The organism is Cognatilysobacter lacus, from assembly GCF_008274655.1.
GTDB classification, from domain to species: Bacteria; Pseudomonadota; Gammaproteobacteria; order Xanthomonadales; family Xanthomonadaceae; genus Cognatilysobacter; species Cognatilysobacter lacus.
The window spans coordinates 15,103-27,314 of the sequence record NZ_VTRV01000019.1 but is presented as its reverse complement, the minus strand read 5'-3'; the positions used below and the strand labels follow the sequence as shown (position 1 = coordinate 27,314).

6 protein-coding genes are annotated in these 12,212 nt (G+C 67.0%); 3 read left to right on the top strand and 3 right to left on the bottom strand.

Annotated elements, in window-relative coordinates; translation table 11 throughout:
* Positions 1 to 555 (top strand): DUF2058 family protein (locus tag FW784_RS03130; protein WP_149351907.1); only part of this gene is annotated, 555 nt, incomplete at its 5' end.
* Between the two features lie 312 nt (positions 556 to 867).
* Here FW784_RS03130 and metH read toward each other — a convergent pair.
* From metH to FW784_RS03115, 3 genes are read right to left on the bottom strand one after another with little or no spacing between them, the layout of a single operon-like run.
* Positions 868 to 3,621, bottom strand: a complete 2,754-nt coding sequence (gene metH / locus FW784_RS03125; RefSeq protein WP_149351906.1) for a methionine synthase — start codon at positions 3,619 to 3,621, stop codon at positions 868 to 870.
* Between the two features lie 49 nt (positions 3,622 to 3,670).
* Positions 3,671 to 4,768: a homocysteine S-methyltransferase family protein gene (locus tag FW784_RS03120; protein WP_149351905.1), complete on the bottom strand. Its 1,098-nt coding sequence runs from the start codon at positions 4,766 to 4,768 to the stop codon at positions 3,671 to 3,673.
* Positions 4,765 to 5,709 (bottom strand): ArsR/SmtB family transcription factor, encoded by a 945-nt coding sequence (locus tag FW784_RS03115; protein ID WP_149351904.1) that lies wholly within the window; start codon positions 5,707 to 5,709, stop codon positions 4,765 to 4,767. Before FW784_RS03115 ends, FW784_RS03120 begins: the two co-directional genes overlap by 4 nt.
* A gap of 116 nt (positions 5,710 to 5,825) precedes the next feature.
* Here FW784_RS03115 and FW784_RS03110 point away from each other — a divergent pair, with 116 nt between their 5' ends.
* Positions 5,826 to 7,010: an acyl-CoA dehydrogenase family protein gene (locus tag FW784_RS03110; protein WP_328592704.1), complete on the top strand. Its 1,185-nt coding sequence runs from the start codon at positions 5,826 to 5,828 to the stop codon at positions 7,008 to 7,010.
* A gap of 147 nt (positions 7,011 to 7,157) precedes the next feature.
* Positions 7,158 to 12,116, top strand: a complete 4,959-nt coding sequence (locus FW784_RS03105; protein ID WP_149351902.1) for an NAD-glutamate dehydrogenase — start codon at positions 7,158 to 7,160, stop codon at positions 12,114 to 12,116.
* The last annotated feature ends 96 nt before the right edge of the window (positions 12,117 to 12,212 follow it).

Below are 12,212 nucleotides of genomic sequence, written 5' to 3'. Positions count from 1 at the left end.
CGCCGCCACGACGCCGGCCGGCCGAATGCCCCGGCACGCAAGGATGGACGCGCCGACAGCGCGCAGCCGGGCAAGCCCAAGGGCGGCGCGCCGCGGCCGAACGGCGCGCCCCGTCGCCCGCGCACGCAGGAGGAGATCGATCTGGGCAAGGCGTACGCGTTGCGCGCGCAGAAAGAGAAGGAAGAGCGCATCGCGGCCGAGGCTGCGCGCCAGGAAGAAGCGCGTGCGCGTCGGGAAGCGCGGGCGAAGCTGGGCGAGTTTCTGAAGGACAAGGCGCTCAACGAAAAGGACGCCGACATCGCGCGGCACTTCCCGTACGGCGGAAAGATCAAGCGCATCTACGTGAACGCGGAGCAGTTGCGCGCGCTCAACGCCGGCGAGCTTGGCGTGCTGCAGTTGGACGGGCGCTACGCGCTGGTGACCGCGCAGGTACTGGACGAGGCCGGCCGAATATTCGAGCCGGCGATCGCGCTGCGCGTCGACCCGAACGCACCTGCGGGTGACGATCCGTACAGCGACCCGCTGTACCAGGTGCCGGACGATCTGGTCTGGTAAGCAGCAGCGCCGCACGCGGAACGCAAGCGGCCCGGTAGGTCAAAGCCGCGCCACGCTTCCGGCGGGACCCACGTCACGTCGGCCGCGCATGTCGTCCGGAGAGCGCCGCGAGCGCGCGGCGGTTTTCAATCACCGAGAAAACTCCGGTGGCCCTGCGCGTCGCATGACGACACTCGCTTCGGCGGCTGACATCGAAAACATTGCGTGCTGGTCACGTCGAGACCGGCCGTAGTCAGGCGACGTTGCGGGGCGCGACGCGCGTTCTGCACAAACCGCAATTGCCGTGCCGCTGAGCCGCACACGCTCCGGCAATTATTCCGGGTCGTAGTCCAGGTTCGATGCCAGCCAGCGCTCGGCCTGCGCGAAGTCGACGCCGCGCCGCCGCGCATAGTCGCCGACCTGTTCCTTCGACACGCGGCCGACCACGAAGTACTGGCTGCCGGGATGGCTGAAGTAATAGCCGGACACCGCTGACGCCGGATACATGGCAAAGCTTTCGGTGAGTTCGATGCCCGCATTGCGCGTGGCGTCGAGCAGGCGGAACAGCATCGCCTTCTCGCTGTGGTCGGGGCAGGCCGGGTAGCCGGGTGCAGGTCGCACGCCGCGGTACTGCTCCGCGATCAGGTCGTCGTTACCAAGCGTTTCGTCGCTCGCGTAGCCCCAGAAGTCGCGCCGTACGCGCTGGTGCAGGCGTTCGGCGAGAGCTTCCGCAAGCCTGTCCGCCAGCGACTTCAGGAGGATGGCGTTGTAGTCGTCGTGGTCGGCTTCGAAACGCGCGACGTGCGACTCGATGCCGATCCCGGCCGTGACCGCGAAAGCGCCGATCCAGTCGGTGCGCCCGCTTCCGACCGGCGCGATGAAATCGGCCAGGCAGAAGTCCGGCCGCTCGACCGGCTTGTCCACCTGTTGACGCAGGAAATGCAGCTGCTGCGTCGACGCCTGCAGATCGGCCGCGGGCGCGACGTGGCGCAGGCCGGGCACGTCATCGCACGGTTCGCCCGCAACCACGCGCAACTCGACGTCATCGCCGACGGAGTTCGCGGGCCACAGCCCGAACACGGCCTTGCCGCGCAGCCAGCGCTCGTCGAGCATGCGCTTCAACATCGCGCGCGCATCGCGATACAGCTCGCGCGCCTGCGAGCCGACGACCGCGTCATCCAGGATCGCCGGGTAGCGGCCCGCCAGTTCCCAGGTGTTGAAGAAGGGCGTCCAGTCGATGTAGTCGACGAGCTCTTCGAGTGGATAGTCGTCAAAAACGTGGATGCCGGGCAGCCGCGGTTCGGTTGGAATGTACGTTTCCCAGCCCCCGTCAAACCGCTGCGCACGCGCCTTTTCGAGCGGCACGAGACGCTTGCCGTCGCCTCGGTTGCGATGGCGCTGGCGGATCTCCGCGTAGTCCGCCTCGTTCGCTGCGACGAACGGCTCGCGCAGGTCGGCGGAGATCAATGACTGCGCGACGCCCACCGCGCGCGAGGCATCCTTCACCCATACCGTCGGCGACTTGTAGTGGGGATCGATGCGCAGCGCGGTGTGCGCGCGCGATGTCGTCGCCCCGCCGATCAGCAGCGGCATCGTCATGCCCTGGCGCTGCATCTCGCGCGCCACGTGGCTCATTTCCTCGAGCGACGGCGTGATCAGCCCGGAAAGGCCAACCAGATCCGCGTTTTCCGCCTTCGCACGATCCAGAATCACCTGAGCCGGAACCATCACGCCCAAGTCGATCACTTCGAAGTTGTTGCAGGCGAGCACCACGCCGACGATGTTCTTGCCGATGTCGTGTACGTCGCCTTTCACGGTCGCGAGCACGATCTTGCCGTTCGAACGGCCGGTATCGCCGGTGCGCAGCTTTTCCGCTTCGATATAGGGAAGCAGGTGGGCGACCGCCTTCTTCATGACGCGCGCCGACTTCACCACCTGCGGCAGGAACATCTTGCCCGCGCCGAAGAGGTCGCCGACGACGTTCATGCCGTCCATCAGCGGGCCTTCGATGACATCGAGCGGGCGGCGTGCCTCGAGGCGCGCCTCTTCGGTATCGGCTTCCACCCATGCGTCGAGTCCGTGCACGAGCGCGTGCGCCAGCCGTTCGCGGACCGGTTTTTCACGCCAGCGCAGGTCTTCGACGCGCTTCTCGCCCTTCTTGCCCTTGTAGCGATCGGCGATCTCGAGAAGGCGTTCGGTGCCGTCGGGCCTCCGGTTGAGCACGACGTCCTCGACGCGCTCGCGAAGGTCGGCTTCAAGGTCGTCGTAGATGGGCAGGGCGCCGGCGTTGACGATGCCCATGTCCATGCCCGCGCGAATCGCGTGGTACAGGAACACGACATGGATGGCCTGTCGCACGGGCTCGTTTCCGCGGAACGAGAACGACACGTTCGACACGCCGCCCGAAACGTGGCTCAGCGGAAACCGGCGCTTGAGTTCGCGGGTGGCGTCGATGAACGCCACGGCATAGTTATCGTGTTCCTCGATGCCGGTGGCGATCGCAAACACGTTCGGGTCGAAGATGATGTCTTCCGGCGGAAAGCCGATCGTTCCGGTGAGCAGTTCATAGGCGCGCGTGCAGATTGCGACCTTGCGCTCTGCAGTATCAGCCTGGCCCTGCTCGTCGAACGCCATGACGACGACTGCCGCGCCGTAGCGCCGCACCAGCCGCGCCTGCCGCAGGAATTCGTCCTCGCCTTCCTTCATCGAGATCGAGTTGACGATGCCCTTGCCCTGCAGGCATTTCAGGCCGGCCTCGATCACGCTCCACTTCGAGCTGTCGACCATCACCGGAACGCGGGCGATGTCGGGTTCGGCGGCCATCAGGTTGAGGAAATTCACCATCGCCTGCTCGGAATCGAGCATGCCCTCGTCCATGTTGACGTCGATGACCTGCGCGCCGTTCTCGACCTGCTGGCGGGCGACCACGATCGCTTCGTCGAAGCGATTCTCGAGGATGAGCTTCTTGAACTGCGCCGAGCCGGTGACGTTGGTGCGCTCGCCGATGTTGACGAAATTCGTCTCCGGCGTGACGACCAGCGGTTCCAGACCGGAAAGACAGGTGTATCGCGAGCTGCTGGAGGTCATGTTTTCGCTTGGACGCGCGGGACGCGGCGTTGGAATGTGGAGAGGACGATCAGGCGGCGAGCGCGTCGGCGCCCGGCAGGCGCCGCGGCGGCACGCCGTCGACTGCCTCCGCGATTGCCGCGATGTGCGCCGGTGACGTGCCGCAGCAGCCGCCGACGAAATTAACGAGGCCGGCACGGGCGAATTCCCCGATCACCAGCGCCATGTCCTCGGGCGTCTCGTCATAGCCGCCGAACGCGTTCGGCAGCCCGGCATTCGGGTGCGTGCTGACGTGCGTGTCGGCCACCTGAGCAAGGATGTCGACGTAGGCGCGGAGGTCCTTCGCGCCGAGCGCGCAGTTCAGGCCGATGGCGAGCGGGCGCGCATGGCGGACCGAGTACCAGAACGCCTCGGCCGTCTGCCCCGACAGCGTGCGCCCGGAAGCGTCGGTGATCGTTCCGGAAATCATGATGGGCAGTCGCGCGCCGCGTGCGTCGAACGCTTCCTCGATCGCGAAAAGCGCGGCCTTCGCGTTCAGCGTGTCGAAGATCGTTTCGACCATCAGCACGTCCGCACCGCCGTCGATGAGCCCGTCGACGGCCTCCCGATACGCCAGACGCAGGTCGTCGAAGGTCACCGCGCGGTATCCGGGGCGGTTCACGTCAGGGCTGAGCGACGCCGTACGGCTGGTGGGGCCGAGCACGCCGATCACGAAGCGGGGCCGACCCGTGGCGCGTTCGACGTCTTCGCAGGCGCCGCGGGCGAGGCGTGCGCCGGCTTCATTGAGTTCGCGCGCGAGGTGCGACAGCCCGTAGTCGGCGAGCGATACCGATGTCGAGTTGAACGTGTTGGTCTCCACCATGTCGGCGCCGGCATCGAGATATTGCCGGTGGATGTCCGCGATGATGTCCGGGCGCGTCAGGCTGAGCAGGTCGTTGTTGCCGCGCTGGTCGTGGCCGCAGCCGCAGCCCGCGCCGTGCGCATGCTCGACCGGCGGCCGGGCATGGTCGAAGCCTTCGGCGAACCGGTCGCCGCGGTAGTCCGCTTCGGCCAGATCGAACTGCTGGATCATCGTGCCCATCGCGCCGTCGATGACGAGGATTCGTTGCGCCAGTGCGCCTTCCAGCAGCGCGACGCGCGCCGGATCCAGCCAGGCCTGCGTGCTCATCGTGGTGTTCCTCCGGTGTGTCGCGCAATCAGTGAAATCACCTCGAAGTGCGGCGGGCGACGCTCGCGCGTGACAAGCCCAATGCCCTGGACTTCAAGGCCGGCGCGCGTCGCGAAACGGTGCAACTCGCGCTCTGAAAAACCGAGGTTCACGTGGCCATAGGCTTCGACGACGGCGCGGTGCTCGTGCTTGGCCAGGCTGGTGAGCAGCAGGCGCCCGCCGGGCCGCAGGGTGCGCGCCGCCTCGGCGACGGCGGTGGCGGGCTCTTCGGAGTACGTCAGCGCATGCATCAGCACGACGAGGTCGAATTCGGCCGCGTCGAAGGGCAGGGCATGCATGTCGCCTTCGTGCACTTCGACGTTGCCCAGCCGGCGCAACCGTTCGGAGGCCGCGAGCACGACCTTGCTGCTCGCGTCGAGGCAGACGTAGCGGCGCGCATGCGGTGCGATGAGCTCGGCAAGCACGCCGTCGCCGGACGCGATATCGAGCACGTCGCCGGCTTCCATGAGTGGCAGCGCCGAGCGGGCGAGCGCTTCCCAGGTGCGGCCCGGGGAGTAGTGGCGTTCCATGTCGCCGGCCACCGCATCCGCCCAGTTCTGGTCGGAGGCACGGCTGGCAAGCACACCGGGCACGCGTTCGGCATCCTGGCGCAGCAGGGGGTCGTCGCTGCCGTCGCGCAGCATCTGCCAGAGCGCGCGCTGCGCGGGGCCGAGTGCGTCCTCGTCGAAGCGGTAATAGGCCGAGACGCCGGCCCGGCGGTCTCGCACCAGCGCGGCCTCCTTCAGGCGGGCGAGGTGCGTCGAGACGCGCGGCTGGGCCAGGCGCGTAATCGAGGAAAGCTCCGCCACGGTGAGTTCCTCGCGCTCGAGCAGCGCAAGCAGCCGCACGCGCGTGGCGTCGGCGAAGGTCTTGAGCTGTCCCGACCAGGCTTCGAGGTCCATCCGGCATCCATCAACGTATCGCGATAAAGCGATAAGTGTCCTCGCGCAGGGCGGCGGGGTCAAGCGGGGGAGGCGGCCGGAATGCGCATCCCGGTACAATTCGCCGGCTTGCAGTCATCCTCCCAATTCGAGGTGCCGACGTGGATTTTCGCTTCACCGAAGAGCAGTTGATGATCCAGGACGTCGCCCGCCGCATCGCGCAGGAGAAGATCGCGCCCAGCGCGGAGCACTTCGACCGCACCGGCGAGTTCCCGCTCGACAACATCCGCACGCTGGGCGAGAACGGCCTGATGGGGATCGAGGTGCCGGCCGAATACGGCGGCGCCGGCATGGACCCGGTCAGCTACGTGCTGGCCATGATCGAGATCGCCGCGGCCGACGCCGCGCACTCGACCATCATGTCGGTCAACAACTCGCTGTTCTGCAATGGAATCCTGAAGTACGGCACTGAAGCGCAGAAGCAGCTTTACGTCCGCGCCATTGCCGAGGGCCGCGAGATCGGCGCATTCGCGCTCACCGAGCCGCAGTCCGGCTCCGACGCCACGGCCATGCGGTGCAAGGCGACCAAGCAGGCCGACGGCAGCTATGTCGTGAACGGCAAGAAGAGCTGGATCACCTCCGGCCCGGTCGCGAAGTACATCGTTCTGTTCGCGATGACCGATCCGGAGAAGGGCGCGCGTGGCATCACCGCCTTCATGGTCGACACCACGCGCGAAGGCTTCGGCCGCGGCAAAACCGAGCCGAAGCTCGGCATCCGCGCGTCGGCGACCTGCGAGATCGAATTCAACGACTACGTCGTCAAGGCCGACGAAGTGCTCGGCCAGGAAGGCGAGGGCTTCAAGATCGCGATGAGCGTGCTCGACGCCGGGCGCATCGGCATCGCCTCGCAGGCGATCGGCATTTCGCGCGCCGCCTACGAGGCGACGCTTGCGTACGTGAAGGAACGCAAGGCATTCGGTGCGCCGATCGGCACGTTCCAGATGACGCAGGCGAAGATCGCCGACATGAAGTGCAAGCTCGACGCGTCGATGCTGCTGACGCTGCGCGCGGCATGGCAGAAGGGCGAGTACGACAAGGGCGGCGCGCGTTTCAGCACGGAGGCTGCCGTCGCCAAGCTCACTGCGTCCGAAGCGGCCATGTGGATCAGCCACCAGGCGCTGCAGATCCACGGCGGCATGGGCTACTCGAAGGAAATGCCGATCGAGCGCTATTTCCGCGACGCCAAGATCACCGAGATCTACGAGGGCACGAGCGAAATCCAGCGCCTCGTGATCGCGCGAAACGAGACGGGCCTGCGCTGAGCCCTTGATGACGACCTCGCCGGCGATGCCGCGCGTCGGCACGGGTGACCACCCGACGGGCGCGATGGGTTTCGCCGGCGTTTCCACATTCACGATCCGCAGAACGGCCCGCGTGTGTGCGGGCCGGAGCATGGAGCGATCCGCCGCATGACCACCAAACGCACCCCCGCCGCCAAGGCCCGCGCCTCGGAGCGCGACGATTCCGCTGCAGTCGAGCAGATCATCGCCGCGCTGCACGCCAAGCTGCCGAAGGCGCAGCAGGCGTTGTCCGAGGCGTTCGCGCGCACGTTCTACAAGCGCATGACGTCTGACGAGTTCCCGCAGCATGCGCCCGAAGCCTGGGCGTCGCTGGCGGCCGAGTTCGTCGACTTCTTCCGGACGCGCAAGCCCGGCACGCCACTGGTGCGCCTGTTCAACCCGACCATGAAGGCAAACGGCTGGGAGTCGGTGCACACGGTGCTGCAGGTCGCGAATGACGACATGCCGTTCCTCGTGGACTCGGTCACGCTCGCGCTCGCCGAACGCGGCATCGCGGTGCACGTCCTCGGCCATCCCGTGCTCCGCATCCAGCGCGACCGCGCCGGCAAGCTCACCGGCGTCGGCGAAGGTGCACCCGAATCGCTCATGCATCTCGAGATCGATCGGCAGAGCGCCGATGACATGGCCGCGATCGAGGCCGCAATTCGGCACGTATTGCAGGATGTGCGCGCCATCGTGGTGGACTGGGAGGCCATGCGCGACCGCATGCGTGAGGTCGCCGAGCAGCTGGGGGAGCGCCCGTGCCCGCTGGCGAAGCAGGATGTCGTCGAATCGCAGGAATTCCTGCGCTGGGCCGCCGAGAACCACTTCACGTTCCTCGGCTATCGCGAATACGAAGTCCGGAAGCAGGGCCGGCAGGACGTGCTGCAGGCTATCCCGGGGACCGGCCTCGGCCTGTTACGTGGCGAGGAGCGCGGCCAGCCGCGCCCGGTGACTTCGCTCGGGGCGCATTCGCCCGACGGCAGCGTCGTGCCCGACGTGCTGATCCTGACCAAGACCAACGCGCGCGCGACGGTGCATCGTCGCGGCTACATGGATTACATCGGCGTGCTGAGCTTCGACAAGACCGGCAAGCCGATACGCGAGGAGCGCTTCCTCGGCCTGTTCACGTCGAGTGCCTACAACCGCCGTCCATGGGATATCCCGGTGGTGCGTCGTCGGTACGAGCACGTCATGCAGCAGTCCGGCTTGCCGGAAGACGGCCACAGCGGCAAGGCCCTGAAGCACATCCTCGAATCGCTGCCTCGGGACGAGTTGTTCCAGGCATCGGAAGCCGACCTGCTGACCACCAGCATGGGCGTGCTGGGGCTGCAGGAGCGCGTGCGTAGCCGCATCTTCATGCGTCGCGACCGTTACGGCCGTTTCTACTCGGCGCTCGTGTACATCCCGCGCGACCGCTTCAATACCGAGGTGCGCCTGCGCATCGAGGCGATGCTCAAGGAGGCGCTCAACGCCGACCACGTCGACTCCGCGGTGCAGCTGGGCGAGTCCCCGCTCGCGCAGCTGCACATCATGGTGCGCCCGAAGCCGACCGACGGGCATTCGGGCACGGTGCCCGACGTCGACGTTGGCGCGATCGAAACGCAGCTCGCGCGCATCGTGCGCAACTGGACCGACGACCTGCGCGACCTCCTGATCACGCGCCACGGTGAGCAGTCCGGCCTTCCGCTCGCCAATGCCTATGGGCGTGCACTGCCGGCCGGGTATATCGAGAACGTTTCCGCGCAGGTCGCGGCGGACGACGTCGACAACCTCGCCGCGCTTTCGGGTCCCGACGACCTTCGCCTGAGCCTGTACCGCAACCAGTCCACTGGCGGGCTGCGTTTCAAGTTCTACCGGCAGGGCGACGACATCCCGCTGTCGGATGCGCTGCCGATGATGGAGAACATGGGGCTGCGGGTGATCTCGGAGCATCCGTACCGCATCGAGGCCGCGGGACGCGTGCTGTTCATCCAGGACTTCGAAGTGGAATACGGCCGGGCGCTCGACGTCACCGAATTCGACGTCGACTTCGAGGAAGCTTTCGCCGCGATCTGGCGCGGGCAGGCCGAGAACGACGGCTTCAACCGGCTGATCCTGGCTGCGGGCCTGTCGTGGAAGCAAGTCGCGATGCTGCGTGCTTACTGCAAGTACCTGCTGCAGGTCGGCGTGGCGTTTTCGCAGACGTACATGGAGAGCACGCTCGCGCGTTACCCGTTGCTCGCGCGACTGCTCGTCGAACTCTTCGAGGCGCGCTTCGACCCGGCGACCGGCCGCGAGAGCAAGACCGAAATCCAGGCGGGCATGCTGAAATTCCACGCGCAGCTCGGGCGCCTCGCTTCCGGCGACGCCGCGCTCGTCGCCGCCGTGCAACCGGTGATCGAAGCACGCGCCGGCAAGCGCGACGGCCAGGTGCAGGCCGCGCGCGCTGCGCTGCTCGGCCTGATGGATCGCGTTTCCAGCCTGGACGAGGACCGCATCCTGCGAAGCTTCAGGGGTGCGATCGAGGCCACGCTCCGCACCAGCTATTACCAGGGCAGCCACGGCGGCGCCGACACGGGCTACGTCAGCTACAAGTTCGACTCGTCGAAGGTGCCCGACCTGCCGAAACCGGTGCCGTATCGCGAGATCTTCGTCTACGGCGCGCGAGTGGAAGGCGTGCATCTGCGCTTCGGGCCGGTAGCGCGCGGCGGATTGCGGTGGTCCGATCGTCGTGAGGATTTCCGCACCGAAGTGTTGGGCCTCGTGAAAGCGCAGATGGTGAAGAACACCGTGATCGTGCCGGTGGGCTCGAAGGGCGGGTTCTACGTGAAGCGACCGCCTGCGGGCGGCGACCGCGATGCCGTGCAGGCCGAAGGCATCGCCTGCTACAGCATGTTCATCAACGGGCTGCTCGACATCACCGACAACATCGTCGACGGAAAAATCGTCGCGCCGGCCGACGTCGTGCGCTATGACGACGACGACCCGTATCTCGTGGTGGCCGCCGACAAGGGCACCGCGACGTTCTCCGACATCGCCAACGGCATCGCACGCGAACACGGCTTCTGGCTCGACGATGCGTTCGCTTCGGGCGGCTCGGTCGGTTACGACCACAAGGGCATGGGCATCACCGCGCGCGGCGCGTGGGAATCGGTCAAACGCCATTTCCGCGCCATGGGCCGTGACAGCCAGAAGCAGGATTTCACGGTCGTCGGCATCGGCGACATGTCCGGCGACGTGTTCGGCAACGGCATGTTGCTGAGCAAGCACATCCTGCTGATCGCGGCGTTCGACCACCGCCACATCTTCCTGGACCCGACACCGGACGCCGCTGTTTCCTTCAAGGAACGCGCGCGCATGTTCAAGCTGCCGCGTTCGAGCTGGGAGGACTACAACACCAGGCTGATCAGCAAGGGCGGCGGCATCTATCCGCGAAGCGCGAAGTCGATTCCGCTGAGCCCGCAGATTCGCCAGGCGCTGGGCGTCGACGCGGCCATCGAGGCCATGAGCCCGGCCGAACTGATGAGCGCGATCCTCAAGGCGCCGGTCGACCTGCTGTGGAACGGCGGCATCGGCACCTACGTGAAGTCGAGCCGCGAGACGCATGCGGACGTCGGGGATCGCGCGAACAACGCGCTCCGCGTCGACGGCCGCGATCTTCGCTGCCGCGTCGTGGGCGAAGGCGGCAACCTGGGCCTGACGCAGCTCGGCCGCATCGAGGCAGCGCACCACGGGGTGCTGCTCAACACCGACTTCATCGACAACTCGGCAGGCGTCGACACCTCGGACCACGAGGTGAACATCAAGATCCTGCTGAACGCCGCCGTGCAGCAGAAGAAGCTGTCGTTCGACGCTCGCAACACGCTGCTCGCCTCGATGACCGACGAGGTCGGCGATCTCGTCCTCACCGACAACTACCGCCAGAACCAGGCGCTGTCGGTGATGGAGCGCATGTCGGTCACGCGGCTCGGCTCGAAGCAGCACTTCATCCGCACGCTCGAGTCGCAGGGGCTGCTCGACCGGCAGATCGAGTTTTTGCCGTCGGATGCCGAGTTCGCCGAACGCAAGGCGCGCGGGCAGGGGCTGACGCGCCCCGAGCTTTCGGTGCTGCTCTCGTACAGCAAGCTGGTGCTGTTCCCCCAGCTCGTCCAGTCCGATGTGCCCGAGGATCCTTATCTCTCCAAGGAGCTGGTGCGGTACTTCCCGAAGCCGCTGCAGGAGAAGTACACCAAGCAGATGGAAGGGCATCGCCTCAAGCGCGAGATCATCGCGACGGCGGTGACGAACTCGATGGTCAACCGCATGGGCGCCACGTTCGTCATGCGGATGCAGGAGGACACCGGCCGTTCGCCCGCCGAGATCGCGAAGGCCTACACGATCGCGCGCGAGTCGCTGCAGGCGCGCGACATGTGGGCGCAGGTCGACGCGCTCGACGGCAAGGTCGAGGAAGCGGCGCAGATCGATGCGCTGCTGGCCATCTGGCAGCTGATGCGGTCGATGACGCGCTGGCTGCTGTCGCGCCCCGGCGCGATTCCCGCGATCGAGGCGGCCGTGGCGCGCTACGGCGATGGCATACGTGCTGTCCACGAGGCGTTGCCGGTCGCGATGACGGCCGAGCAGCGTACGGCGTTCGATCGCCGTGTCGTGCAATGGCGCGGCAAGGGCCTGCCGGAAGCGCTGGCACGGCAGATCGCGGCACTTCCGTTGTTCGACGCGGCGATGGACATCGTCGAGATCGCGCAAGCACGAAAGCTCGCACCGGCCGAGGTGACGCGTGCGCATTTCGCGCTCAGCGGCGCGCTGCACATCGCGTGGTTGTACGACCAGATCGAGGCGCTGCCGGTCGAGAGCCGGTGGCAGGCACTCGCGCGTGGTTCGCTGCGCGACGAGCTCGGGGCGCAGCAGCGCGCGCTGGTCGGTCAGATCCTTGCAGACGGCGGGCGCAAGCCCGTCGACGGCAGGGTCGATGCATGGCTTCGTCGCGACGATGCGAGCCTGCGTTTCACGCTGTCGATGCTGGCCGAACTGGCGTCCCAGAAGTCGCTCGACTACCCGACGGTGTCCGTGGCCGTCAGGCGCCTTGCACAGCTCGCGTCCGCGGGCTGACGCTGCGGCGATTTGCGACAGGCGACGAACCAGGGGCCCGGCAATTGTCGGGCCCTTCCGCATCCATGGCCGGCGGTGCGCGCGTCAACGCCACAG

Bases quoted from the DNA above. Each gene is read 5' to 3' on its own strand.
- metH (WP_149351906.1), bottom strand. From the start codon at position 3,621: ATGACCTCCAGCAGCTCGCGATACACCTGTCTTTCCGGTCTGGAACCG.
- FW784_RS03120 (WP_149351905.1), bottom strand. From the start codon at position 4,768: ATGAGCACGCAGGCCTGGCTGGATCCGGCGCGCGTCGCGCTGCTGGAA.
- FW784_RS03105 (WP_149351902.1), top strand. From the start codon at position 7,158: ATGACCACCAAACGCACCCCCGCCGCCAAGGCCCGCGCCTCGGAGCGC.
- FW784_RS03115 (WP_149351904.1), bottom strand. From the start codon at position 5,709: ATGGACCTCGAAGCCTGGTCGGGACAGCTCAAGACCTTCGCCGACGCC.